Origin of the sequence: Micromonospora sp. NPDC048063, from assembly GCF_043202855.1 — a bacterium.
Taxonomy (GTDB): Bacteria; Actinomycetota; Actinomycetes; order Mycobacteriales; family Micromonosporaceae; genus Micromonospora.
In genome coordinates this window covers 1-25,456 of sequence record NZ_JBIDBG010000033.1, presented here as the reverse complement: position 1 = coordinate 25,456, position 25,456 = coordinate 1, and the positions used below count along the sequence as shown (strand labels likewise).

The 25,456-nt window shown below is 67.4% G+C and carries 22 protein-coding genes and 2 pseudogenes; 15 read left to right on the top strand and 9 right to left on the bottom strand.

What is annotated here, in order from left to right:
- Positions 1–70: 70 nt before the first annotated feature.
- From ACGFZ2_RS33790 to ACGFZ2_RS33780, 3 genes are read left to right on the top strand one after another with little or no spacing between them, the layout of a single operon-like run.
- Positions 71–373, top strand: coding sequence for a hypothetical protein (locus ACGFZ2_RS33790; protein WP_393268207.1), 303 nt, complete (start codon positions 71–73; stop codon positions 371–373).
- Positions 363–848 carry an integrase gene (locus ACGFZ2_RS33785; protein WP_393268318.1) on the top strand — a complete coding sequence of 162 codons (486 nt, stop codon included), beginning with the start codon at positions 363–365 and terminating at the stop codon, positions 846–848. The genes ACGFZ2_RS33790 and ACGFZ2_RS33785 overlap by 11 nt, the downstream gene beginning before the upstream one ends.
- Positions 820–1,479: a tyrosine-type recombinase/integrase gene (locus ACGFZ2_RS33780; RefSeq protein ID WP_393460893.1), complete on the top strand. Its 660-nt coding sequence runs from the start codon at positions 820–822 to the stop codon at positions 1,477–1,479. The genes ACGFZ2_RS33785 and ACGFZ2_RS33780 overlap by 29 nt, the downstream gene beginning before the upstream one ends.
- On the opposite strand, the gene ACGFZ2_RS33775 is transcribed toward ACGFZ2_RS33780, so the two are convergent.
- Both ACGFZ2_RS33775 and ACGFZ2_RS33770 read right to left on the bottom strand, forming a co-directional pair.
- On the bottom strand, positions 1,442–2,221 hold the full coding sequence (locus tag ACGFZ2_RS33775; protein ID WP_393460869.1) for an alpha/beta fold hydrolase: 780 nt from the start codon (positions 2,219–2,221) through the stop codon (positions 1,442–1,444). The genes ACGFZ2_RS33780 and ACGFZ2_RS33775 overlap by 38 nt on opposite strands.
- Before the next feature lie 167 nt (positions 2,222–2,388).
- On the bottom strand, positions 2,389–3,615 hold the full coding sequence (locus tag ACGFZ2_RS33770; RefSeq protein ID WP_393460866.1) for an epoxide hydrolase family protein: 1,227 nt from the start codon (positions 3,613–3,615) through the stop codon (positions 2,389–2,391).
- Between the two features lie 383 nt (positions 3,616–3,998).
- On the opposite strand from ACGFZ2_RS33770, the gene ACGFZ2_RS33765 reads away from it, so the two are divergent.
- The 6 genes and pseudogenes from ACGFZ2_RS33765 to ACGFZ2_RS33740 all read left to right on the top strand — a co-directional run bounded on the left by ACGFZ2_RS33765 (position 3,999) and on the right by ACGFZ2_RS33740 (position 10,267).
- Positions 3,999–5,168: a low temperature requirement protein A gene (locus ACGFZ2_RS33765; protein WP_393460863.1), complete on the top strand. Its 1,170-nt coding sequence runs from the start codon at positions 3,999–4,001 to the stop codon at positions 5,166–5,168.
- Positions 5,169–5,623: 455 nt separating this feature from the next.
- Entirely contained in the window at positions 5,624–6,442 is an 819-nt protein-coding gene (locus ACGFZ2_RS33760; RefSeq protein ID WP_393268216.1) for an alpha/beta hydrolase, read from the top strand.
- Positions 6,443–6,710: 268 nt separating this feature from the next.
- Positions 6,711–8,061 (top strand): annotated as a pseudogene (locus ACGFZ2_RS33755) (IS1380 family transposase).
- Positions 8,062–8,296: 235 nt separating this feature from the next.
- Complete coding sequence (msrB, locus tag ACGFZ2_RS33750) at positions 8,297–8,761, top strand: peptide-methionine (R)-S-oxide reductase MsrB (RefSeq protein WP_393268218.1); 465 nt, start codon at positions 8,297–8,299, stop codon at positions 8,759–8,761.
- A gap of 47 nt (positions 8,762–8,808) precedes the next feature.
- A complete protein-coding gene (gene msrA, locus ACGFZ2_RS33745; RefSeq protein ID WP_393460890.1) occupies positions 8,809–9,276 on the top strand; it encodes a peptide-methionine (S)-S-oxide reductase MsrA in 468 nt (155 codons plus the stop codon).
- Between the two features lie 379 nt (positions 9,277–9,655).
- Positions 9,656–10,267 (top strand): alpha/beta fold hydrolase, encoded by a 612-nt coding sequence (locus ACGFZ2_RS33740; protein WP_393460860.1) that lies wholly within the window; start codon positions 9,656–9,658, stop codon positions 10,265–10,267.
- A 235-nt stretch (positions 10,268–10,502) separates the two neighbouring features.
- On the opposite strand, the gene ACGFZ2_RS33735 is transcribed toward ACGFZ2_RS33740, so the two are convergent.
- Positions 10,503–10,919 carry a hypothetical protein gene (locus ACGFZ2_RS33735; protein WP_393460857.1) on the bottom strand — a complete coding sequence of 139 codons (417 nt, stop codon included), beginning with the start codon at positions 10,917–10,919 and terminating at the stop codon, positions 10,503–10,505.
- Between the two features lie 202 nt (positions 10,920–11,121).
- Complete coding sequence (locus ACGFZ2_RS33730) at positions 11,122–11,874, bottom strand: GNAT family N-acetyltransferase (protein WP_393268309.1); 753 nt, start codon at positions 11,872–11,874, stop codon at positions 11,122–11,124.
- Positions 11,875–12,898: 1,024 nt separating this feature from the next.
- On the opposite strand from ACGFZ2_RS33730, the gene ACGFZ2_RS33725 reads away from it, so the two are divergent.
- On the top strand, positions 12,899–14,428 hold the full coding sequence (locus ACGFZ2_RS33725) for an RtcB family protein (RefSeq protein WP_393460854.1): 1,530 nt from the start codon (positions 12,899–12,901) through the stop codon (positions 14,426–14,428).
- A 411-nt stretch (positions 14,429–14,839) separates the two neighbouring features.
- Here ACGFZ2_RS33725 and ACGFZ2_RS33720 read toward each other — a convergent pair whose 3' ends face one another.
- Positions 14,840–16,270, bottom strand: coding sequence for an MFS transporter (locus tag ACGFZ2_RS33720; RefSeq protein ID WP_393268229.1), 1,431 nt, complete (start codon positions 16,268–16,270; stop codon positions 14,840–14,842).
- Positions 16,271–16,295: 25 nt separating this feature from the next.
- A complete protein-coding gene (gene wrbA, locus ACGFZ2_RS33715) occupies positions 16,296–16,976 on the bottom strand; it encodes an NAD(P)H:quinone oxidoreductase (protein WP_357464053.1) in 681 nt (226 codons plus the stop codon).
- Positions 16,977–17,052: 76 nt separating this feature from the next.
- On the opposite strand from wrbA, the gene ACGFZ2_RS33710 reads away from it, so the two are divergent.
- Positions 17,053–17,517, top strand: coding sequence for a MarR family winged helix-turn-helix transcriptional regulator (locus ACGFZ2_RS33710; RefSeq protein WP_357464056.1), 465 nt, complete (start codon positions 17,053–17,055; stop codon positions 17,515–17,517).
- A gap of 296 nt (positions 17,518–17,813) precedes the next feature.
- Here ACGFZ2_RS33710 and ACGFZ2_RS33705 read toward each other — a convergent pair whose 3' ends face one another.
- Positions 17,814–18,785, bottom strand: coding sequence for a LysR family transcriptional regulator (locus ACGFZ2_RS33705; protein ID WP_393460851.1), 972 nt, complete (start codon positions 18,783–18,785; stop codon positions 17,814–17,816).
- A 105-nt stretch (positions 18,786–18,890) separates the two neighbouring features.
- Here ACGFZ2_RS33705 and dnaE point away from each other — a divergent pair, with 105 nt between their 5' ends.
- The 3 genes from dnaE (at position 18,891) to ACGFZ2_RS33690 (ending at position 23,585) form a co-directional block, all read left to right on the top strand.
- Entirely contained in the window at positions 18,891–22,436 is a 3,546-nt protein-coding gene (gene dnaE, locus ACGFZ2_RS33700; RefSeq protein WP_393460887.1) for a DNA polymerase III subunit alpha, read from the top strand.
- Positions 22,433–22,753 carry a DUF6300 family protein gene (locus ACGFZ2_RS33695; RefSeq protein ID WP_393460848.1) on the top strand — a complete coding sequence of 107 codons (321 nt, stop codon included), beginning with the start codon at positions 22,433–22,435 and terminating at the stop codon, positions 22,751–22,753. The genes dnaE and ACGFZ2_RS33695 overlap by 4 nt, the downstream gene beginning before the upstream one ends.
- Before the next feature lie 265 nt (positions 22,754–23,018).
- Positions 23,019–23,585, top strand: a complete 567-nt coding sequence (locus tag ACGFZ2_RS33690) for a hypothetical protein (RefSeq protein ID WP_393460845.1) — start codon at positions 23,019–23,021, stop codon at positions 23,583–23,585.
- 111 nt (positions 23,586–23,696) lie between these two features.
- On the opposite strand, the gene ACGFZ2_RS33685 is transcribed toward ACGFZ2_RS33690, so the two are convergent.
- Positions 23,697–24,371: a cytidylate kinase family protein gene (locus ACGFZ2_RS33685; RefSeq protein ID WP_393460842.1), complete on the bottom strand. Its 675-nt coding sequence runs from the start codon at positions 24,369–24,371 to the stop codon at positions 23,697–23,699.
- A 262-nt stretch (positions 24,372–24,633) separates the two neighbouring features.
- Entirely contained in the window at positions 24,634–24,945 is a 312-nt protein-coding gene (locus ACGFZ2_RS33680) for a DUF4253 domain-containing protein (protein ID WP_393460839.1), read from the bottom strand.
- A gap of 161 nt (positions 24,946–25,106) precedes the next feature.
- Here ACGFZ2_RS33680 and ACGFZ2_RS33675 point away from each other — a divergent pair.
- A pseudogene (locus ACGFZ2_RS33675) lies at positions 25,107–25,456 on the top strand (transposase); the annotation flags it as partial.

The following is a 25,456-nucleotide window of genomic DNA, read 5'->3' as shown; positions in this document are numbered from 1 at the left end:
GCGTCCGCCAGCAAGCGCCTCGCCGGACGAGGTTCTGCTCGGTATGGCTTGCCCGGATCGTTCCGGCCGGGTGACCGAACGCGGCCTCATGCGCGCGCTGGGCTGGAACCCGGGTCACCGGATCAGCATCGGTCCGCGCGCCGGGATGTTGGTCGTCGCCTCGGCGCTGCCCGGGCCGCATGGGGTGGGCAGTCGGGGGGAGCTGCCGCTACCGGCCAGCGCGCGGCAGATGTGCGCTATCGCGCCTGGGCAGCCGCTGCTGCTCGCCGCCCTGGTCGCTCATGACGTGCTGGTGATCCATCCGGCCGGGATGGTCGCGCGGCTGCTGGCCGACCTGCATGCCCAGGTGATCGGAGGCCGTGGTGACAGCTGATCCTGCCCGCGTCGCCGCAGCCCGGCAGCTGCTGGCTCACCTCGGCGTCACCCTCGCCGATTTGCAGGCCGACCCCGGCCCGAGCCTGCCGACTCTCGCCGAGTACCTGCCCCATGTCATCGCGGCGGCTGGGCCGGGTGCCCGTCGCACCTACGGGACTTACTGGAACCGCATGGCCGCCGCTTGGGGCGATCTCCCGTTGGATGCCATCGCGGCCAGCGACATCGAGGCCGTGCAACGACAGGTCGCCGCGACGGCCCGGTCACGGCGTAACAGCCGCAGCGGCCGCCACGCCGGTGAACATGCCATCGCCGCTGCCCGCGCCATCTACAACCGGGCCATCGCCGACGGGCTCATCGACGCCGCAGCCAGCCCCGCCCACCGGGTGGTCAAGCCCCGCCGGCTGCCGAACACCCGCCGCGCCCTCACCCCCGACGCTCGAACAGATCAACCTCGCCGCCCGAACCAGCGGTAACGACGTCCTCCTCGACGCGCTTCTGCTGCGGCTGCATACCGAGACCGCCTGCCGCCGCGGCGGCGCGCTCGGGCTACGGCTGGCCGACCTGGACACCGACTGCGGGCTCCTGCGGCTGACCGAGAAAGGTGCCACCCTGCGCTGGCAGCCGATCACCCTCGACCTCGCCGCCCACCTCGACGAACACGCCCGCGCCCGAGGCGCGGTCCTGCCGACCGACCTTCTGCTGCGCTACCGCAACGGGCGGGCGATCACCAGCCGCCGCTACGACCACCTGTGGAAACGCATCGGCCAGCAGTTGCCGTGGGTGGCCGCCCAAGGAATCTCCACCCACTGGCTGCGCCACACCACCCTGACCTGGGTCGAACGGCACTTCGGCTACGGCATCGCCCGCGCCTACGCCGGGCACACCGACTCCCACCGGGCCGGCCACCACCACATACATCAAAGCCGACCTCCATGCCGTGGCGGCCGCGCTAGCCGCCATGGCCGGCCAACCACACCCGCTCGCCGCCGCCGCGGACCGCGCCTCCGAGCCGTGACGGCCAACGGAAAACTGCCGGCTACGGCCGGCCGGAGTCGAACGGGTCAGGTCAGGCCGGTTGGAGGAACTTCAGCAGTTGGCTCGTGAGTTCGGCGGGGCGTTCCTCGAAGATCCAATGGCCACAGTCCTCGATGACGCCGCCGCTCACGTTGAGGGCGTAATGGGCGGCCTGTTGGGATACGGCGTCCCCTAGGCTCGCCCGGGCGCCGAGGGCGAGCACCGGCATCGCAAGTTTCGTCTTGGCGTACTCGGCGTTGTCGGCGATGTCCTGTGGAAGGGCGCGAAAATACTCGAAGCTCGCCCGCAGGTGGGCATCGTCCTGAAGGTATCGGGCGTACTCGGCAACCTCGTCCGCGCCGATGCCGGTCTTCTGCACCTCCATCGAGTCGGTGAACCGATCGACCCAAAGTTCCTCCCGGCCGGCCACGATCTGCTCCGGCAGCCCGTTCGGGAGGCTGAAGAACCCGAAATTCCACAGGCCCGGCCCGTTCGGAGTGAGTGACGGAGCCTGATACAGGCCCTGGTCGGGGATGGGCGCCTCGGTGAGGACGAGCTTGCTCACCTGATCGCTATAGGCGGCGGCGTACGCGTACGCCACCATGGTGCCGATGTCGTGGCCGACCAGGCAGATGTCCCGTTCGAGCCCGAGTTGGGCGAGGAGGTCGTGTACGTCCCGGGCGAGGGTCTTCTTGTCGTATCCGCTTGCCGAGGCGTCGCTCCCGCCGGCGCCGCGCAGGTCGGGCGCGATGACGGTGTACCGCTTGGCAAGCTCCGGCAGAACCTTGCGCCACATGAACCACGTCTGCGGATAGCCGTGCAGCAGGACCAATGTCCCACCCTGACCACCCCGTACATAATTGATGGTGATCTGACTGACCCGCGCCGTCTGTTCCGTGAATCCGGGTGGGATCCGTGCGCCGTCCATGCCTCCCCCTCGCAGTCGTCAGTCCGTTTCGCGTACCCGACACCACGGTCGGCATACTCGAACCGCATCGGCTAGCGGAGCGGGCGGAAACCGGCACGAAGCTCTTCGGTGAGGAGCTGCGGTTGTTCCCAGGCCGCGAAGTGCCCGCCCCGGTCGAGCCGGTTGTAGTGGATGAGATTGGGGTACGCCCGCTCCGCCCAGCTCTGCGGCGCCTGATAGAGCTCGTCCGGGAAGACGCTCACGGCGGTCGGCACGGAGACGCCCTTCGCGGACAAGAAGGACAGCTTGTTCTCCGCGTAGAGACGAGCCGCGGAAACCCCCGTGTTCGTCAGCCAGTAGAGGGTGATGTTGTCGAGGATGTCGTCTCGCGTGAGGCCGCCGGGTTGGCCAGCGAAGGCCCGGCAGATCAGCTCCAGGCTGGCTGCGTCATGGTCCAGCATGAAGCTCGCCAGAGCGATGGGCGAGTCCGCGAGTCCAGTCAACGTCTCGGGGCGCGTCCCCATCACGAGGGCGTAGGCCCCATGCTTCCAGAAGAAGTCGAGCTGCCCGCAGGCGCGCCGCTCCTCTTCTGAGAGGTTGGAGGGCAGCTTGCTGAGTGCCTTGTTTATCCCGGTGATGTCGGACTGGATCAGTGCATCGATGTCGGGGGGAACCGTACCGGGCATGTTGGTGTGAATGCCGAGCAGTTCCGGGGGCGCCTGCAGACCGATGAGGTCGGTGATGAGCGCGCCCCAGTCGCCGCCCTGGGCGACGAATCGGGTGTAGCCGAGGCGCTTCATCAGTTCGATCCAGGCGCGTGCGATGTGCTCCGGGCCCCAGCCCAGTGTGGTCGGTTTGCCGGAGAACCCGTAGCCCGGCAGGGACGGGATCACCAGATGGAAGGCGTCCGACGCGCTCGCGCCGTGTGCCGTGGGATCGGTGAGCGGGCCGATGATCTTCAGCTGCTCGATGATCGAGCCGGGCCAGCCGTGTGTGACGATGAGCGGCAGGGCGTCTTCGTGTTTCGATCGGACGTGGATGAAGTGGATGTCGAGCCCGTCGATCTCGGTGATGAAGTTCGGTAGTGCATTCAGCCTCGCCTCGACGTTGCGCCAGTCGTACTCCTTCTCCCAATAGCGCGCGAGCGCCTGGCTTGTTTCGAGCGGTACGCCCTGCGACTGATCATCGACGGTCTGCCTCTCGGGCCAGCGCGTGGCCCTGATACGCGTGCGCAGCGCCTCGAGTTCCGCCTCGGGGACTTCAATCGTGAACGGACGGACACCTGCGATGCCCACCCGCTCTTCGGTCTTGACAGCCACATGGGCCTCCGCTCCTCGCCAGGGCATCCGAGTACCACCTCGATCGGGGCCTACACCTGGTTGTCGCATGAGTTCGGCGAGCCGAGCCGAGACGGGTGGGTACCGGATTTGTCCGGGTGCCCGACGGGGGGACCGCTGGATCGGGTGCCTGTGCCGTCGAGCGCTGCGGCAATGCCGGCCTGGTGCTCGTTTCCTGCCGCAACGATTCGGGACGTGGGCCCGGGGTCGGGTGTCGACCACGAGACGCTGCGCAACTCGGTGGCTCAGCCGCGGCAGGAACCGGTGCAGCAGGGTGGGTCTCGGCATGGTGGCACGACCCGTTAGGTAATGATTACCAATGGTGGTGACGGCGTGGGGGTGGGCGATTGGCCGGAGGTGGCAGGTTGGCCCGGCTGTTCCGTACCGTGGGTCTGCTGGGGCTACGCTACCCCGGCGGGCCGGAGCTGAACGAAGAGCGGCATGCCACCTGGCTTGAACTCTTCTTCGACCTGGTATTCGTCCTGGCCCTGCTGGGCGTGACCGCGCGGTTGGACACCCGGGCATCGCCGAGTGTCCAAGAACTCGCCGTTGCCATCGTCCTCTACGTGCTCATCCAGTGGTCATGGATCGGCCAGTCCTTCTACGACACCCGCTACGACCCGGACGACACTCTGCACCGACTGCTCGTGCTGGCTGCGACGGTTGGTGCTGGCGCCATTGCCCTCGGCGTGCAGCAGGCCCCCTCCGGCCTGTTGCTGCCGGTCGGGTACCTGATCGTGCGTGGCTGTTTGCTCCTGATGTACCTGCGAGTCCTCGCAGCCGACCGGTCCGCCTGGGATCTGGTCGCCGTCTATCTCACCGGATTCGGTACCGGGTGGTTGCTCTGGGCTGGGTCACTGGCCATCTCCCCGACCGTACGACCGGCAGTGTGGATCACCGCCCTGGCTATCGAGCTGCTCACCCCGTGGCTCGGCCGCCGCTGGCTGCGCCGCCATCCCGTACACAGCACCCACCTGCCTGAACGGCTGGGGCAGTTCACCATCATTCTGCTCGGCGCCACGCTGACCAACCTGCGTGACGCGGTACCCACCGCCCACCCGCCCGCCCGCGTGGTGGCCGCCGCCTTTGCGGCCTTCCTTCTGCCAGCCAGCATCTGGTGGATTTACACCACCTACGTGAACAGCAGGCTCGCCGTGCCGCAGTTGGGCAGCGGTCAGGGCTACGCCTATCTCCACTCACCCGCTGGCGCGGCCGTGCTCTTCCTTGGATGGGCGCTGGGCGTTGTGGTGTACGAGATCGGTCAGTCGCGTCAGATGCCGCTCAACGCGCGACTCGTGCTGGGCGGGTCGATCGTCACGTGGATGCTGTGCGGGTTGGGTCTGCACCGCTTCGCTCTCGGTCGTATGCCCCGGCGCCGGTTCATCGTTGGCCTGGTGGGAGTCACGCTGGCCATCGTGGTGACGCTGGTGGTCACCGAACCCGGCCTGCTGCTCGGGCTCACCTCGGCGCTCCTCGTCGGGTACGCCATCGTGGTCAGCCCGCAGATCGTCAAGGCCGCTAAAGGCTATCGATGAGATTCCTGCAGTATCGGTGGCGCCCACCCGAACGACTGCCCGCTCAGCCCTGTTCGACCCATTGCCCCAAGGGGCTAGTCGGGGGCTTGTCGCAACGCCGGTCAGTTAGGCGGTGAGGGCTTCGGTCACCAGACCAGGCGTCGCCGGCGGCCGGTTGTCCGACTCCGGCTGATGAGGACACGGCGGCTTCACCTGGTGGGTGACACGATCAGCAGCCGGCCTGGGCCAGCGCGTAACCGTCCGTGACTGGATGCGCCGAACTGACAACGCGTCCGGCGTTCACGTCGCTTCCGCTTCCGGCCGATGTACAGACGGCTAGGATTTCACGGGAGCGACCGGCGACCCGGAGGCGGTGCAGACCGTGCGCGGGGCGGGCCGCGACTTCGTCCCTGCGGCGTGAGGTTACCGCTGTCCGAGGGTTCCGACGATTGCTGCAGCGGATCGGAAGGAGCATCATGAGCGAGCCGACGACCAAGGCCCTGCCGATCGTGCTGATCCACGGGCTTTGGATGACCGCCCGAAGCTGGGACCGCTGGGTGGAGCACTACCGGGCGAAGGGCCATGAGGTCTTCGTGCCGACGTACCCGGGATTCGAGATCGAGGTAGAGGCGTTGCGGGAAAGACCCGAGATCATCGCCGAGGCCTCTGTTCCCGCAACGCTCGACCATCTCAGCGAGGTGGTCGAGAGCCTGGACCGTCCGCCGATCATCATGGGCCATTCCTTCGGGGGGACCTTCACCCAACTCTTGGTGAACCGCGGGTTGGGCGCCGCCGCGGTGGTGATCGACTCGGCGCCACCCGAGGGTGTGCGGGTGAACCCGCCGGCCCAGACCAAGTCCCTGTTCCCAATCCTCAAGAACCCGGCCAACCGGCACCGCGCGGTGGGCTTCACCAAGGAGCAGTTCCACTATGCCTTCGCCAACACGGTCAGCCGGGAGGAATCCGACGCGGCGTACGACCGCCTCCACATCCCGGCGCCCGGAAGTTGGGTCTGGACCTATGGCCTGACAGCCAACTGGAGGCCGGGCCACCAGGAGACCTGGGTCGACTACGACCTGGATGACCGTGCTCCGTTGTTGTTCATCATTGGCGGCCAAGACCATTTGATGCCGCCCTCGGTGATCCGCTCGAACGCGAAGAAATACCGCAACTCCGAGGCGATGACTGAGATCTACGAGTTTCCGGACCGCTCACACTTCACCGGTGTCGAGCCTGGCTGGGAGCAGGTGGCCGACTATGCGCTCGAGTGGGCGACAAGCCACGCGCGAACGTGACAGGGCTGACCAACCGCAGACAGCGGCAAGTTGTGGTCCGTCCGGCAAGCGCCGTGCCCGCACTTTGGCGGGGATGCCAAGTATTGCGGATGCCTCACGCTCAGGCTTAGCCTGGGTGATTCATGGTGATCGCCGGGATGTGCTCTTCGTCGGCGTGTAGATGAGCGGAAGTGCCTGCCCTGCAAGGGAAACTTGTGATTGCGACATCTACAGGTTTCTCTCTGGGGGCGGCACTTCCGAGGTGCAGCTTACGGCGTAGTCGAGGGATCTGCGGGTCACCGCGGACGGTTCGGGTGTGGTCTCGCAGGTCGGTGCGGCGCTGTTGCGGTTGCTGGCCGATCGGGCCGGGTTGACCGCAGGGTTGTCGGCGGGGCTGGCCCGGGCCGGCTGGTGGCCGGTGCATGATCGGGGTCGGGTGCTGGTGGGCCTCGCGGTGATGATCGCTGACGGCGGGGAAGCGATCGCGGACATCGACGTGCTGCGCCACCAGCAGGAGGTGTTTGGGCCGGTGGCCTCGGACACCACGGTGTGGCGGGCCCTGGACGAGATCGGCGTGGTGCAGCTGCGGCGCATCGCCAAGGCCAGGGCAAAGGTGCGGGCCCGGATGTGGCAACTGTTCGGCGGCCTACCAGCGGCACGAGCGGCCGGCCGGGACATCGGCACCGGGATCGTCGTGCTGGATGTGGACTCGACGATCGTGATCGCGCACAGCGACAAGGAAGGCGCCGCGGCCACCTACAAGCACAGCTATGGGTTCCATCCGATCCCGGTGACCTGCGACAACACCTGCTGGCCATCACGCTGCGGCCGGGCAACGCCGGGGCCAACACCGCCGCCGATCACCTCGACGTGCTCACCCAAGCAATCGCGCAGGTCCCCGCACCGCACCGCCGGCACCTGCTCATCCGCGGCGACTCCGCCGCAGCCACCCACGCCGTGCTCGACTGGCTCCACGAGCAGGACAACAAACGCGGCCGGCGAGTCGAGTACTCCCTCGGCTGGTCGATCGGCGGACCCGAACGCGCCGCCATCACCGCCCTGCCCGCCTCGGCGTGGTCGCCGGCGATCGACGCCGACGGCGGTGTGCGTGACGGCGCCGCCGTCGCCCAACTGACCGGCCTGCTGCACCTACCCGGCTGGCCAGCCCGGGATGCGGGTCATCATCCGGCGGGAACGCCCCCACCCCGGCGCCCAACTGACCCTGTTCGAGCACCGCGACGGCTGGCGCTACACCGCGTTCGTCGCCAACACCGCCGTAGGAGCCTTGCAGTGGTTGGAGGCCCGGCACCGGGCCCACGCCCGCGTCGAGGACCGGATCCGCTGCGCCAAGGACACCGGCCTTCGCCGGCTACCCTCCCGCGAGTTCGCCATCAACGCCGCCTGGTGCACCGCCACCGCGATCGCCGTCGACCTCATCGCCTGGTTGCAGCTCATCGGCCTCGACGGCGACCTGGCCAAGGCCGAACCGAAACGGCTGCGCTACCGGATCCTGCACACCGCCGCCCGCCTCGTGCACGGCCAACGCCGCCGCTGGCTACGCATCCCCGCCACCTGGCCCTGGGGCCGAACAGATCACCACCGCGTTCAACCGGATCACGGCCATCCCCGCTCCCGGCTGACCCGCTCAGCCACCGCCCCAACAACCCGGAGGACCCCAGGAGACCACGCCCGCCGCCGCGACAGACGCCCCACCACCATGCCCGGAACCAGGCCACATCGGCAGGCAGCGATCAGACGTGACGGGCCGAAGGAGCCGGCGTCAGGCGCGAATCATCGAGGTTAGGCGGGGTACGCACCGGGGAGGCGTGTGCAGGCCCGTTGAGCGTTCTTGCCGACCTGTGGAGGGGAAGAACGGTGTCACACGAGTACCGCAAGAGCCCCGAGGCAGTTTCTCGGCTGTCGCCGGAGCAATACCGAGTCACTCAGGAAGCGGGGACGGAGCCAGCCTTCGACAACGCCTACTGGGACAACGAGGAGCCGGGGATCTACGTCGACGTCGTGTCCGGTGAACCTCTGTTCGCATCCGTGAATAAGTACGACAGCGGCACCGGCTGGCCGACCTTCACCAGGCCGCTCGAATCGGAGAACGTGGTCGAGGTCCGAGAGTCGAGCCACGGCATGTTCGGCACCGAGGTCCGGTCGGCGCACGGGGACAGCCACGTGGGCCACGTGTTCGACGACGGTCCCCCGGAAACTGGCGGACTTCGTTACTGCATGAACTCGGCGGCGCTTCGGTTCATCCCACGCGACGACCTCGAGCGTGAAGGCTACGGCGAGTACCGCAGAATTTTCGAGCACCCGGACGGGGAGCGACGGTGACCGAGACGACTGAGAAGGCGATCCTGGCCGGCGGCTGCTTCTGGGGCATGGAAGACCTCATCCGGAAACACCCGGGCGTGGTCGACACCAGGGTCGGATACACCGGCGGAGACGTGCCGAACGCGACGTATCGGAACCATGGATCCCACGCCGAGGCGGTCGAGGTCGTCTTCGACCCCGCGAAATTGTCCTACCGAGAGCTTCTCGAGTTCTTCTTCCAGGCCCACGACCCGACAACGAAGAATCGCCAGGGCAACGACGTGGGAACCAGCTACCGGTCGGCCATCTTCTATTGCGACGAGCAGCAGCGAAAGGTCGCCGAAGAGACGATCGCCGACGTTGACGCCTCCGGCCTGTGGCCGGGCAAGGTGGTCACCGAGGTCACCCCCGCTGGCCCCTTCTGGGAGGCCGAGCCGGAACACCAGGACTACCTGGAGCGAAATCCCGCGGGTTACACGTGCCATTACGTCCGGCCGAACTGGAAGCTTCCCCCTCGCAAGGAGAACGCGAGTTAGCGCGCCGGTAGGTGTAGACGCCCCTGCCGGGAAGCTGCCGACGGGTGGATCTACCAGGCAGAACAGGTTGGTCACCGGGGAGCGAGACCTAGATCATTCCGTACCTGTTCCGGATCTTGTGACACGGCCTGACTGCCCGCTTACAAGCTCTGTGCAGCACGTCCGCGCTGATCCCGGACAGGTCGAGAGGCCGAGGTAGGGTGCATCGCTGCGCGTCGGTTGACGCGGCTCGTGGAGTCCTTCCCGTGTTCGCCCGATCCGGGCCCGTGGTTTACGCACTGCCGCCTAAAATCGGGTAAAGCCGACATCATGGGCGCGAGCTGCTGTACCTCTCTCGCAACTCTTCGGCGGTTCTGCGGTACCGGCCGGTCCGGCCGGCATGCCCGACGGGGACGAATCGGAAGGACAGCGGCATGAGCTACATCACCGCCAAGGACGGCACCGAGATCTATTACAAGGACTGGGGTGCCGGCCCCGTTGTCACTTTCTCCCACGGCTGGCCGCTGAACGCGGACGCGTGGGACGGCCAGATGCTCTCCTCATGCAGAACGGTTTCCGGGTCGTCGCGCACGACCGCCGTGGTCACGGCCGGTCAAGCCAGGCCTCCGGCGGAAACGACATGAACGGCTACGCAGACGACCTCGCGGCGGTCATCGAGGCGCTCGGCCTCACCGACGTCACACTGATCTCGACCGGCGGTGGTGAGGTCGCGCGCTACATCGGCCGCCACGGGACGAGACGGGTCGCCAAAGCCGTCCTTATCTCCGCCGTGCCGCCGATCATGGTGCAGACGCCGGACAACCCCGAGGGCCTACCCATCGCCGTCTTCGACGAGATGCGCGCCAACCTGATGAAGGACCGATCGCAGTTCTACCAGGACCTGGCGCAAATGTTCTACGGCGCCAACCGGCAGGGGGCGAAGGTCTCGAAGGGGATCCTCGACCAGTCGTCGCGGACGATGTCGAAAAACATGTCCATCGGGCCGTCGTGATGTGCGTCGGCGAAGATCAGCCAGGTGGCCCACTTGGGGTCAAGGTCATGCTCTGCGGTGAACTCCTGTGCCCAGGCGGCGAATGCCCGATCGCGCTGGACGAGGGTGTTGTCGAGATCGAACAACGCTAACCTCTGCATCGCCATACCGTATGGCAGCAGCAGGCCTTGACTAGCATGACGACGCCAAGATCAAGCGCACTCGCTTGCCGCGATCAGGGTGGGAGAGCATGGAGTCAGTGTGTCGTCGGTGCCGGCCTGCGGCGAACCCGCCACCACACCTCGACGAGGATCGGTGGCAGCGCGATCGCGGCGCCGGCGAACGCAAGTGCCCGGGTGCGCCGTTGCTGGATCTCTTCACGTAGTTCTTCGTAGGTGGCCTGGTGTTCGATGACGTCGCCGCGGGACCGTACGCATTCGTCGCCGGGCCCGATCAGGACATCGTGGTTGGCCGGGTTGGCCTCGAAGCAGGCGATCCTGGTCGGCTTCAGTTCCCAGTTGACGCGGTCCCAGTCGACGTCGACCCACGACTGCGACGTGCACACGTCGCCTGAGCAGGAGGCTCGCACCGGCAGCTCCCAGCCGAAACGCAGCATGAGAGCGCCGACGAACAGGCCCAGCAGGACAGAGCTGAGGGAGACGACTGCACGCATGTCAGGTTGGACCGCCGGCAGTCGTGCCTGGTTTCACCAGAGGCCCTCCAGAATGATCCTTCCCGCGCTCGCCTCGGCGTACTCCACCGAGACGAGCGCGAGATTGCGCTATCTACGTCGAATCCCAGCGGGTGTTCCGTGGTGAACCGCAGAGGTGGCCCGGGCCTTGGTCGGTGGACCTCAGCCCGGGTTCTGTCGGACCTCAGTTCAAGGCGACGTAGAGCCGTTGACCGGCGGGTCGGTAGCCGACGCGCTCATATACCCGCCACGAATCCTCGCCGGAGGCCTCCAGCCAGGCGATTTCCGCGCCTGTGGTGAACATCCGCCGGGTTATTTCGGCGGTGATCGCGCCCGCCAGTCCCTGGCGGCGGTAGGGCGTGCGAACGGCGATGCCGGCGACCTCGCTTACCGCGCCGGTGGGCGGGGCCGCCCCGCCACCTCCCGCACAGGTGCCGTCGTCGGTGACGGCCATGACGGCCACGCCGCCGGCGCCCTGCTGGCGCCGGAGCCGAGCTACGTCAGCCTCGGAGGCCACCGGGTCGCCGCCGAAGGCTTCGTTCTGCGCGCTGATCAGCGCGGCGCGCTGAGAGTTGGTGCCTGGTTCGTGTAGATCGAGGTGGTCGAGCGTGGGTGGTGTCTTCAATGTGCCGGGCACGCAGAGCAGGTAGGTGTGCCGGGCTTCCACGATGAAGCCGGTGGCGGTCAGAAGTGCCTCCAGGCCGGGGGCGCAACTGGTGACGTACTCCAGGCGGGGTTTGCGATCAGCCGCGCGGAAGGCTGCGACCAGGGCGGTGACGTCGGCCGCGGTGATGGCAGTACCGGGACGCGGCGTCGCGTAGTTGATGCTGGGACTGGTCGTTGTCGGATCCATCCCAATCACGAACGGCCCCACCTCTACGGGCGCGGGTCGGTTGGACAGGTTGGCGACGACGGACTGCTGGATGCGGACATCCATGATCAACGTAAAACCTCGATGCATGAGAAGCTGCGGTGGGCGGAAGAAGCGTTGGACCGCTCAACCGTGATAGAGCCGCGCGACGGTCATCCGTCGCGTGGTCGACACTCAGGCGGCCGCTCGGCCTACCCGGATCACAGGCGTCATTCCCTCATGCAGAGTGCCCACGCCGATCGCGTGGTCGGCTGCAAGGCTGCCGCAGTTGGCTTGAGCTTGTCAACCCTTGACCACTGCCGCATCCGCATCCACATCTGCCGGCTGGCGTACGGGCCTGCCGATCGGATGCCGTTACCTGACGCCGTCGCAGAATGTCTTCACCACGGTTCAGGCTCGGCCAACTCGATGCTCCCGCCGCCCCATTGCGGGCGGATGACGCCAACATCCTCAATTGCCGCGATCCGGGCGTCGGCCGACTACGTGCCGGTGACTGAGCGTAGGCGGCGGCACGGAGGCTGGTGGGCCGATGGCCAGTGGCACGCGGCTTCTCGGGTCGGGCGGATCCTTGTGCACCAATGCGTACCTGACGCTGTAGCGGAACCCGTACGTCGACAGAGGGCACGCTGGTGGGCCAGGTGGTCGTCGCCGTCTGGGTGGTAACGCCCTGGGTTCGTGGTGGACGGGGAACCGGAATGGCCCGCGACAGAACCGGTAGACGCGCGTATTCGATCGTGGCGAGTGCTCGACGAGGGAGCCCTCATGGGTTACCGAGCGTGACAGCTCGGTCGGATTAGGTGGGATCGGCGGCTGTCCGGTCTCGTCGAGCAAGCGGTGGCCATTCTGCGTCGTCTGCCGATTCGCCCTTCACGGGTGCTGGGGCGCTGTTCCCTGCGCGGCGTGCCCCAAGCGCCGACGAAATGGGTTCGCGGGTCGCGCCCTCTGCGGCCTATGCTGATTGCGACCTCGCGGCTGCTGAACCGTCAGGCGCACAAGCGGACACGGTCCGGGCTCGACCCGGATCCCCACGTGGCCATGATCGCGTGGCGGTGTCCCGTCCCTATCTTCGGCAGCATTCGAAAGGTCCCTTATGCCCGTTCCGCAGCGGCCAGACCCCCGTCTGGTCCGCACCGACGACTCCTGGCTCACCCTGCCCAACCCCGCGAATGTTCCGGTGGAGATCTGCGCCGGTCCCGAGGTGCCGCTGGAATCCGCAGCGATCGACGAACTGCTCACTGTGCTGGACACCGCCAATACGTTGTCGGAGTTGGCCAAGGCCACGCCCGGCCTCGACGTGGAACCCCGCATCGACCGGGTGGTGTGCACCCCGGATTTCCACAAGGGCGCCGGCATCCCGATCGGCACCGTGCTGCACACGGTCGGCGCGCTCATCCCGCAGGCGGTCGGCAACGACATCAACTGCGGGATGCGGGTCGAGGTCACCGAGGTCACCGTCGACCGCCTGCGCCCACACCTGGACACACTCGAGCGGAGACTGCGTCACCTGTTCTTCGAAGGCGGGCGCCGCATCGGCCTGACCGCGACGCAACGCGAAGGACTGCTCCGCGACGGGCTGCCTGGGTTGCTCGACAGTGGTGTCCCGACCGACGCCGACGGCGCGTGGCGACAGGTCCGCCCGGACGATACGACTGATCTCAGCGGTCGGCTGCACGCGTCCGGGTTCCCGGTCGCGTCCGCGTCCGGGTTCCGTGACTGGATCACCAGCGGTGGCGGGACGAGCTACGACAGCATCATCGGCAGTGTCGGCGGCGGCAACCACTTCGCCGAACTGCAATACGTGTCGGTCATCCACGATGGCGCGGCCGCGCACGCCTGGGGCCTGGTACCAGGCCGGGTGGTGCTGATGGTGCACAGCGGCTCGCTGTCGCTGGGGCACCAGGCCAACGCCACCGGCCAGGACCAGGCCAGCGCCGCCTGGCCGCGCGGCGTACCGATGCCGCGCAACCGGATTCTGCCGATGCTGCTTGACGAAGCCGGCGCGCCGCGGCGGGAGCGGTACCTGACCGCGTTCGCGAACGCGGCGAACTTCGCCATCGGCAACCGGTTCTTCCTGGCGTTGATGCTGCGTGCTGGCCTTGCCGACGTGGTCGGCGAGATCGGCTCCCGGCTGATCTACGATGCGCCGCACAACCTGCTCTGGCCCGGAGACGACGGCACTGTCTTGCACCGCAAGGGCGCCACCCCGGCGGGCGGGATCATCGACCATCCGCACCGCGGCCCAGAACTGTGGGGCGAGCCGGTAATTGTGCCCGGCTCCATGGGCGCACCCAGCTACCTGCTCCGCGGGCTCGGCGAAACCCGCGCGCTGGGTAGCGCCTGCCACGGCGCTGGCCGTCGGATTCCCCGCGGCGCGGCGGCCCGCGGCGGCGACGCCGAACTGGACGCCTTCCTCCGCGAGTTCCGGGTCGTCACCCCGCTCAACCACCACGACCCGGCCGTGGCCGCCCGCCGGGACATCATCGACGCCTGGCGCCGCGACCTCAAGCAGGAAGCGCCGTGGGCCTACAAGGACGTCGGCCCGGTCGTCAACAGCCTCCAACGAGCTGACGTCGCCCGACCCGTCGCCGAACTTCAGCCGATCCTGACCGTGAAGGGCTAACCAGGCCCCGCCTTTGACCCGGCTGGGGTCAGCCGGACAGCCCCTCACCGTGCGGGCTGCCGTCGCCCCGGAGCGCTGACGTGGCGGTGGTCCCCGCTGGGGCTTGCTCGCCTCCACCTCGCCGAGGTGAAGGCGAGCAAGCGCGGGGGGCCAGGTCAGGTGTTATGGCCGCCGGCGGCGTAGCAGCTCCTGAGCCAGACGACGGCGGTATGCGAAAGACTCAATAAATCACTTTTGGGTGACGACGGACTGCTCCTGACGGCGTCCGGATCTGCCGAAAGTAGTGTGCGTGCGGCGATCGGAAACTAAACCCACAGGACGGTTCAAATACGCCGCCAGGTGAGGTCGCTCGCCGCACCCCTGCGGACGGACACAGAGGTGCGGCGAGTGAGCACGCGGCGTCGCCGGTGGTCAGCCGCGCCTGCGGCGCGGCAGCAGCAGGCTGATGACCGCGATCGCCAGGCCGAGCCCGGCCGCCATGAGGAAGACCAGGCCGTAGCCGGCGGCGAGGGCGGCGGTCGGGGAATTCCCGCCGCCCTCCGTCGCGGTTCTGGCGCTGGCGGCCGTCGCGAGCACCGCTAGGCCTACCGACCCGCCTACCTGACTTGCGGTGTTGGCTAGGCCGCCGATGATCCCCGCGTCGCCCTCGGGAACGTCGGCGGTCGCTGCGGCCATGAGGGTGGGGAAGGTCAGCCCGATGCCGACCGCGATGAGCAGCGTAGGCCCGAGCACACTGGTGAGGTAGCCGCTGTCGGCTAGGGCCTGGGCGAGCCAGCCGAAACCGGCCAGGAAACAGGCGCAGCCAGCCAGCACCAGGGGGCGCGCACCGGCTCGTGGCAGCAGGGCGGCGGCCCATCGCGCGATCACCACGAACGTCACCGCCGCGGGTGTCTGCCCGAGGCCGGCTTGAAGCGCGCTGTAGCCGAGTACGTTCTGCAGGAGTAGCGACGTGAAATACCACATCGCGATGGCGATTCCGCCGAACAGCAGCAGCATGCTGTTGCTGACGGCCACCCCCCGGATGCTGAACAGCCGCAGGGGCATCATCGGCTGGGCGGCGAAACGCGCCTCCAGCACGGTGAAGACGACGAGCAGGAGCAGGCCCGCCACGGCTGGCCCGACGACCTGCACGGACGTCCAGCCATGATCGGTGCTCTGCATGACCCCGTAGACCAGCGCGGCCAGCCCCGCCGTCCCCGTGACCGCGCCAGCAAGGTCGAGCGATTCCCGTCGGCCGGTTCGTGTGCCGGCCAGCGACATCATGGCCACTGCGATCAGCACCGCGCCGATCGGCACGTTGATGAGGAAGATCCACCGCCACGACAGGCCAGTGGTGATGGCACCGCCGGCGAGCGCGCCGGCCATCCCGCCCACACCGCCTGAGGCGGACCATGCGCCAAACGCCCGGGCCCGCGCCTGCGGCTCGGTGAAGTAGGTGTTGATCACGGCCAGCGTCGCCGGGGCCATCATCGCGGCTCCCACGCCCTGCGCGACGCGGGCCGCCACCAGGACCTCCGCAGCGGTTGCCAGGCCGCCGACCAGACTCGATGCGGAGAACAAGAGCAGCCCGGCCACCAGCATCCGGCGCGGGCCGAACAGGTCAGCGGCGCGGCCACCCAGGAGCATGAAGCCGGCGAAGGTAAGCAGGTAGCCGTTCACCACCCAGGCCAGGCCGGTGGGTGTGAAGCCGAGATCCTCGCGGACCGAAGGCAGGGCGACGTTAACGATGGACGCGTCCAGGATCACCATGAACTGGCAGGCACACGCCAGCGCCAGAAGCAACCAGGTGGATCCGGTGTGCGGCCTGGTCCGCTGAGTTGCGGTGCTGGTGCTTGTTGTCATGACTTCCTCCCGACTAACCCGCCGCTCACGCGGTCCGGGAGGCTGCCTCGGCCAGGGCTCCGTGGCTGTTCACGTTGCCCGCGGCGGCGTCGGCGACCACGTGGTCCCCTAGCATCTGGATCGTGATCTGGGCCAACCGCCGTCCCTGGTACCTGGCCGCTTCCAGCGCCGCGGCATCGGGGCCGTCTCCGGTCGGGCCGGTCACAGACGACGTGCCGTATGGGTTGCCGCCGGCGGCGGACACGACCGGATCGGTGAATCCGGGCGGAACGATCAGCGCCCCCCAGTGGTAAAACACGTTGCTCAGCGACAAAATCGTGGCCTCGCTGCCGCCGTGCCGGTTGAACGCCGAGGTGAAGGCTGTCACTGGCTTGTCGGCCAGCCTGCCTTCCCGCCACAGCCCGCCGGTCTGGTCGATGAACTGCTTGAGCTGTGCGGCTGGCGCGCCGAACCGGGTCGGCGTCCCGAACGCGAACGCATCGGCCCACGCCAGGTCCTCAACCGAGGCCTGGGCGATCGACGTGGCGGCATCGGCGTGCTGCCGCCACAGCGGGTTCTGGTCTATCGCGCTGTCGGGTGCCAGCTCGGCGACTCGCCGCAGCCGCACCTCGGTCCCGGCCGAGGCGGCGCCCTCGGCGACGGCCTGCGCGAGTGCGTGGACGGTGCCCGTCGCGCTGTAGTAGATGACGGCGACCTTCACGGTCATATCCGGCTCCCACGATGTAGAATTAGTTACGCGCATAACGTTATGCGCGTAACTAATTTCCTGTCAAGGAGAGCCCGTGGACTTCGAACGCGCCGACGCCATCAACCAGGCCATCCGCCTGCTGAGCCTGCGCCACAGAGCCAGGGCCGCGGCGTTGCTGGCTCCGCTCGGCCTGCACCCCGGCCAGGAGGCACTCCTGCTCGAACTCGACCGGACCGGCCCGAGAATCCAGGCCCAGCTCAGCGAGGCCCTCGGCTGCGAGCCGCCCAGCGTCACGCTCATGACCCGCAAGCTCGAAGCCGCCGGTCACATCCGCCGCAGACCCGCCCCCTCCGACAAGCGCGCCAGCATCGTCGAACTCACTGACAGCGGCAAAGCTTTGGCCGACAAGGTCAAGCACCTGTGGTGCGCTCTGGCGGAGGAAACGGTAACCGGCCTGCCCGCCGAAACGGTGGCAGACCTACCCGGCATCCTCAACACCATGACCGGCAACGTGGACACCAGGCGCCCGGTCACCCACACGGCCGCCGGCACGGTCTAGCTGTTTGATCCGGGAGGTTGGGCGATTCCGCTGCCCCGTCTACCAGCGCACCAGCGGCATCCGGTAGCCGCGATCCGATCACTACGGGGCGCGACAGCCCGTACCGGCGGCTCGGCGTGCGGACATGCCGATGAGAGTGAATCCCAACGCCTCGGCCCGGTCCAAGTGGTGGCCGTCGCCGCGGCGTTGCCGCCCCTATCAGCTTTGGGTTGCCAAGGCGATATTCGATGTCGCGCTGGCGTTCTTCGCTGTCGCACCGGCTTGCGTGTCTGGGCTGGTTGATGCGGCCGTAGTTCTCACGGCGAGGCATGCGGCATTGCCCATTTCGGTGCCCAAGTCCCTGCGTCATCGTGCTGGCGCTGTATGGAGCGGATGTAGTTGCGGAGTGCGGCAAGTCCAGGGTGTGGATTGTTGCGGTGCCAGATCAGCGAGTGCGGGTAGACAGGTGTCGGTTCGCGGACTGGGATGCGCCGTAGGTCGTAGTGGGCTGGCCAGAGCAGGCGGGTCTGCTCACCGACGAGGCTGGCCAGGGTCGAGGAGTCCGCCAGCACGTCCAAGAGGTGGTCGGTGCCGAAGTTGGGGCCGACTCGCTCGATGGTGAGCCCGAACGTGGCAGCGAGATCGTCGTAGTAGGCAGCCCACTCGGTTCCGGGGACGATGCCGGGTATCCAGATTCGGTGTCCGGCGAGGTCGGCGGGCGTGACCGCGCGGGCGGCGGCGAGTTGGTGGGTCGGTCCGGTAAGCAGTTGGTGGGGATCGTCCAAGACTCGCGCTGCCGTGACGCCTTCCCGGAGTTGCTGTTCGGGTGCGGTGACAGCCCGGAATGAGGCGTCGATTGCTCCGGATCTGATGGCGGCGATAGCTGCGTCGACGTCGGAGTCCACGAGAGTCACGACATCGAGCTCGGTGTCAGGGTGCGCCTGGTGGAAGTCGCGCAGGAGCGCTGCGGGTCCGATCCGCGGATTGAGCACGTCGACGCGCAGCGCGCGGCGTCCGGGACGCACAGAGGCAACGGCACGTGCTTCTACTCGGAGAAGCTCGCGGGCGTGCGGAAGGAACGCCTGCCCGTCGACGGTGAGCTGGGCGCCTCGAGCAGTGCGGTTGAACAGCGCCACGCCGAGGTCCTTTTCCAGCATGGCGATGCGCTTGGAGACGGCCTGCTGGCTGATGCTCAGCCCGGCGGCGGCCTCGCTGAAGTACCGGTTTTCGGTGACCGCGACGAAGGCGCGGACCGCGCCGACATCAAGATCCGCGGCAACCTTGTCCACAACCACAGGTTGTGAGTTGTCGGTGTGTTGGCTGTTGGACAATCGCGCCTGCTCTCCGGTCGAATACTCGGGCGCAGCGAATCCTACAACCAGGAGGTGTGGTCGCTGGTGGGGTCCTTCGTGCATCTCCACGTGCACACGGAATACAGCATGCTCGACGGGGCTGCCAAGGTGGGTCTGCTGATGGAGGAGGTGTCCCGGCGGGGGATGCCGGCCGTGGCGATGAGTGACCACGGCAACGTGCACGGGGCGTACGAGTTCTATCAGACGGCCCGCAAGGCGGGGATCAAACCGATCATCGGCATCGAGGCATACGTCGCGCCCACCTCGCGGCATCATCGGCAGCCCGTGTACTACAGCGACAACCTCGCATTGCGCCGGTCCGACGAAGAGACCGGCGAGGGCGGCGACGTGTCCGGGCGGGGCCTGTATACGCACATGACGATGTGGGCGGCTGATGCTCAGGGCTTGCGCAACCTGTTCCGCCTCCAGTCCCGGGCCTGGTTGGAAGGCCACGTCCAGAAGTACCCGCGCATGGACCACGACCTGCTCGCCGAGCACGGCCGGGGCATCATCGCCACCACCGGCTGCCCGTCCGGTGAGGTGCAGACCAGGCTGCGCCTCGGCCAGTACGACCAGGCCGTCAAGGCCGCCGCGCGGTACCGTGACATCTTCGGCAAGGACAACTACTTCCTGGAGTTGATGGACCACGGCCTCCCCATCGAGCGCCGGGTACGCGAAGAGCTGCTCAAGCTCGGCCAGCAACTCGACCTGCCACCGTTGGCCACCAACGACTCGCACTACGTCATTGAAAGCCAGGCCCAGGCGCACGACGCGCTGCTGTGCGTCGGCACCGGCAAACGGCTCGCAGACGCCGACCGTTTCCGGTTCAGCGGTAGCGGCTACTACCTCAAGTCCGCCGAAGAGATGCGCGCGCTGTGGGACGGCGAGGTACCCGGCGCCTGCGACAACACGCTGCTGATCGCCGAGCGAATCGGCGACTACGGAGAGGTGTTCGCCAGCCGGGACCTGACCCCTCGCTTTCCCGTCCCAGAGGGCGAGAGCGAGTCCAGCTGGCTGCGCAAGGAGACCCTGCAGGGGGCGCGCCGGCGTTACGGCGAGCACCCGCCGCGGGAGGTGCTGGACCGCATCGACTACGAGCTGTCGGTCATCGACGCCATGGGCTTTCCCGGCTACTTCCTGGTGGTCGCCGACATCTGCCGGTACGCCCGCGAGCACGGCATCGGCCTGGGCCCCGGCCGCGGCTCGGCCACCGGGTCGATCGTCGCCTACTGCACCGGAATCACCCAGCTCGACCCGATCGAACACAAGCTGATCTTCGAACGCTTCCTCAACCCCGAGCGTGTCACCATGCCCGACGTCGATCTCGACTTCGACGACCGGCGGCGCGACGAGATGATCGACTACGTCACCCGCAAGTACGGCGAGGACCGGGTCTGCCAGATCGTGACCTTCAATACCATCAAGGCGAAGGCCGCCGTCAAGGACGCGTCCCGGGTGTTAGGTCTGCCGTACGCCTTGGGGGACCGCATCACCAAGGCCTTTCCCGCGGCGGATGGCGGCAAGGAGATTCCGCTGGCCGCCATCCACGACACCGGGCATCCCCGCCACGGCGAGGCGGCCGAGCTGCGCCAGATGTACGAGCAGGACCCGGACGTCAAACGGGTGATCGACACCGCGGTTGGCCTGGAGGGACTCACTCGGGGCACCGGCATCCACGCCGCCGGCGTGATCCTCTCCAGCCAGCCCCTGATCGACGTGATCCCGCTGGTCAAACCGAAGGCCGGCGGCCCGGTCATCACCGGCTTCCCCTTCACTCAAGCTGAAGACATGGGCCTGTTGAAGATGGACTTCCTCGGCCTGCGAAACCTCACCGTCATCGGCGACGCGATCGCTAACATCCGCGCCAACAAGGGCATCGACATCGACATCCTCGACGCCCCGCTGGACGACGCCGAGACCTATGAGCTGCTGGCGCGCGGTGACACGCTCGGGGTCTTCCAGTTGGACAGCGGCGGTATGCGGGTCCTGCTGAAGCTCATGCAGCCCACCACGTTCACGGACATCGCCGCGGTGAACGCGCTGTACCGGCCCGGCCCGATGGAGATGAACGCCCACACTAACTACGCCCTGCGCAAGACCGGCAAGCAGTCGGTCGAGCCGATCCACCCGGAACTCAAGGAGGTGCTCGAGCCCATCCTCGGTGACACCTACCACCTGGTCGTCTTCCAGGAGCAGGTCATGGCCATCGCGCAGCAGCTCGCCGGGTACTCCCTGGGCGCCGCCGACCTGCTACGTCGCGCGATGGGCAAGAAGAAGAAGGAGGTCCTGGACGCCGAATGGGACCGCTTCTCGGCCGGGATGCGCACGCGCAGCTATTCCGACGAGGCGATCAAGGCGGTCTGGGACGTGCTGGTCCCGTTCAGCGGCTACGGGTTCAACAAGTCGCACACCGCGGGGTACGGCCTGGTCTCCTACTGGACCGCGTACCTCAAGGCCAACCACCCCCAGGAGTACCTCGCCGCGCTACTCACCTCGGTCCGCGACGACAAGGACAAGATGGCCGTCTACCTGTCGGACTGCCGACGGCTGGCTATCAACGTGCTGCCGCCCGACGTCAACGCCAGCCAACTGGACTTCACCGCCGTGGGCTCCGACATCCGCTTCGGCCTGGGCGCCATACGCAACGTCGGAGCCGGCGTCGTGGACGCCATCGTCACCACTCGAGAGACCGAAGGCCCCTACACGGATTTCAACGACTTCCTCGCCAAGGTCCCAGCCATCGTCTGCAACAAGCGCGTCATCGAATCACTGGCCAAGGCCGGCGCGTTCGACGGCCTGGGGCACCACCGCAAAGCCCTGGTCGCCATGCACGAGCAGGCCGTCGACGCGATCATCGAGGTCAAGCGCAACGAGGCCCACGGCCAAGACTCGCTGTTCGGCGAGCCGGGCCAGAGCGGCGCCTTCTCGATCGCGATCCCGCAGGGAGAGTGGGACAAGGCCGCCCTCCTCGCCTTCGAACGCGAGATGCTCGGCCTGTACGTCTCCAGCCACCCGCTCGACGGCGCCGAACACGTACTGGACGCCAACCGCGACACCACCATCGCCGACCTGCTCAGCACCGGGCGGCCGGACCGGGCGACCCGGGTCAGCGGCATCATCTCCGGCCTGCAACGCAAGGTCACCAAGCAGGGCAACCCGTGGGCGATCATCACCCTCGAAGACCACGACGCGGCCGTGGAGTGCCTGATCTTCCCCAAGACCTACACCCAGTACGGCGACGCACTAGCCCAGGACCGCGTCATCTCCGTCCGAGGCCGGATCAACGTACGCGACGAAACGACGAGCATCTACGGCGAAGAGGTCACCCTCCTCAACGTTTCCCAGGCGGACACCGAACCGCCCCTGGTCATCTCTATCCACGCAACTCGAGTAAACCCGCAGCTCATCCGAGAACTCAAACACATCCTGGCCGCCCATTCCGGCCGGACCCCCGTGCACCTACGCCTTCACCGACACAGCGCCAAAAGCATGCTGTTGAACCTCAAGCGCTTCCAGGTCACTCCAGGGCCAGCCTTCTACGGTGACATCAAGGCGCTGCTCAGCGCGGACGCGATCGGTCGTCCATGACCCACGACTGGCCGTGCCACCGATGCGGCACCGATAACGTCCTCGCCGTCCTGCACCTCCCCCACACCTGGACGAACACATCCGGAAACCAGGTCCCGGTCGTCAGCAAGTACGTCCTCTGCGCACGCTGCGATGCGGACGATCCCCTCACCGGACCGATAGTCACACACTTCACCGTTCAGAGAACCGCGCAGCCGGAAGACGTGGCTCAGCTCGCGCGGGATCTGCTCCGCTGGATCGGTCAGGCCCGACCGGCAATACCGGACGAGAATGCACTCAAAGCCGAAGTCGACGCCTGGTATCGCGGCGAGCTGTGACCAATCGCCTCGGTAGCGCCTTCTGGATCCGTGACCCGGGCGATCCCAACAACTGGCTAGCCGTGGAGTGCACTCTCATGCCGCCGACAGCGCGTCGGAGACGACCGGATCTGCCGAGAGCCGTGCGCCACGTGAAGCAACAAGGTAGCGACGCCGATGCACACGAGGTTCAGGTTCATGCCGGTACTTAGCCGAGGTGACCAGAAGATCTGCTGAGTGATACTCCCGTGGAGACATGCGCCGACGGGGCAGGAGAAGACCAACGGTGAGTGAGCACAGCGTGACTGTGGTCCGGCTGGACAGCGTGTTGTCGGCGGAGTGCGAGGAGATCGTCGTCGGCGTGCAGGAGCTCTTGCTTGCTCGCGGAGTGATTCGCCTGAACGACCGTCGTGATGCGTTGTGGCAGCCAAGCGAGTGGAAGCCGGGTCCAGCCGCGCGTATCGCGGCCGTCGAGCCGGTCGACTGGTTCGACGCCTTCCTCGACACGGCTAACAACGGCGTCGACATCCCTGACGAGCGCCACGCCTACCATCCCGTAGAAAACGATGAGGCACCGCGATGTCCACGTTGCGCAGCTGGCGCACCGACGACCTACACCCACTGCTACGGCGATTGGTTGGAGGAGTGGATGACCGCTGGCCGCGAGCCGCTGTTCACTTGCGACCGGTGCGGCTGGAGCGGACTGGTGGGTGACTGGACCGGTCAGTTCAGCGTACTCATCGGCGCTCCCGCCGTGACGTTCCACAACTGGCCACCACTATCACCTGCCTTTACCACAGACATCCGCGCCGCTCTTGGCGGTCGTACCGGCATCGTTGCCAGCCACTGGTGAGGCAGCTCCGACGCCCCCTGCCAGACCCGCGCGCCCGTCTGCCGCGAACTCGTCACCGAAGGTGGCGCCGGCGCCGGTTGCTGGCGTCCGGACGTGCCGAATTGAGTGCGGTCAGTGTGTTTGGGTCTCCCAGACCGGCTGCTGGGGCTCGTCGTTGTGCACGACGATGTCGACGTGATCGGTCGGGCGGACCGTAGCGAAGTAGAACTGTTGGGAGGGGATGTAACGCTCGCGCCAGCGCCGTTCGACTTCGGCCCGAGATGACACCCGGCGCTCTCGGATCACGGCACGGTCCACGGTCTTCTCGAGCGCGGTCGACACGAAGATGCGCAGGTCCCACCGATCAATCAGTTCCGGGCGCATGAGGAAGACGCCGTCGAAGACCAGCACGGCGTCGGCGGGGGCAGTCGTGACCGGCGGAGACAGCGCAGTATCCGCTGTGCGGTCGTAGACCGCGTGTTGGAAGCGCCGATTTCCGCCCGGGCCGAGCGGATCGAGCAGAACCCAGTTTAGCGCGTCGTAGTCGTGGGTGTCGAAGTAGCAGCCTTCGGCCGAGTACTCGCCGCGAGGATAGCGCTGTGCCCGAGGGAAGAGGAAATCGTCGATCGTCGCGCGGATGATGTCACGGCCCTGTGTGCGCAAGACGACGGCCAGCTCGTCGGCGAGCGTGGTCTTGCCTGCGGCGGGTGGTCCGTCGATGGCAACCCGCGTCGGGTGTGCGACTGTGACGGACCCGACTGCCTCAACCAGGCGGCCGAGCAACTCGTCGCGGGTGCCTTGGTCCATATCCTGCCCCGTCCTGCCCGCTCGGCCGACACCCGCGGGAACCCGATGACCGTTTCCTGGACTCGCGTTCCTTCTGGAAGTCTGCGCCGAACCGCGCTCAGTTGATCCTCAGCCATGACCGAACAATTATCAGCGGTCTCGCGTCGACCGGCATACACGGTTCAAAGGGCAGCAGGACGCGGTCCGGACGACATCCTCATCTGCCGCCGACCGAGCGCTAGGCAATGCGACAGACCTTGGCGGAGGCTCTGCGTCCGAGTTGTCAGGGTCGATTGTGCACGAACCACGCGTCACCGGCGGGCAAGGCCACGGCGACCTCCCACCGGCTCAGGTCGAGGTTCGGGGCGAGCGCCTTGAGCTGGCCGGCCGCGGTCCATGCCTCGTCACCTGGTGCCGGGCGACGACCCACCTGGAACTGCAGCATGGTGCCCCACGACGCGACCAGGCGGGCGTCCCACCGGTGATGCCACTGCGCCAGCACCTCGGCAAGCGTCTGCTGGTGCTGCCGGGTGTGCACACCGTAGAAGTCCACCCAGTACCCCGAGCTGCGGACGTCGCTGGTGGGAAGCAGCATGAGCAGGACGCTGTTAGTACTCCAACGTCACTTCGCTTCGGCGTTGGGCGTGGCGCGGGCGTGAAGGCGGCCACCGCGTTGATCATCGATGGTTTGTGAGGACAACCGAAGATCGTGCGGTGGCCGCGTGCCACAGCGTAGACCCCGCCGGGTGGCGGGTCATCCTGGACGAGGCGGTGGCGCGTGTCGCTGACCGGTTCGTGCGGCCGGAACCGCGTGCGACGGTGGCGCAGTTCGTGGAAGGGCTGCTGTCGGGCGTGGAACGCAAGACCTGCTGGTCCCTCGCTGAGCGGGCTGGTCACGATGATCCGCAGGCGATGCAGCGGCTGCTGCGGACGGCGGTGTGGGACGCCGACGCCGTCCGCGATGACGTACGTGACTGGCTGATCGAACAGCTCGGCCACCCCGACGGGGTGCTGGTCACCGACGAGACCGGCTTTCTCAAGAAAGGGGTGTGTGCTCGGTCGGGTGCAGCGGCAGTACACCGGCACCGCCGGACGGGTCGAGAACA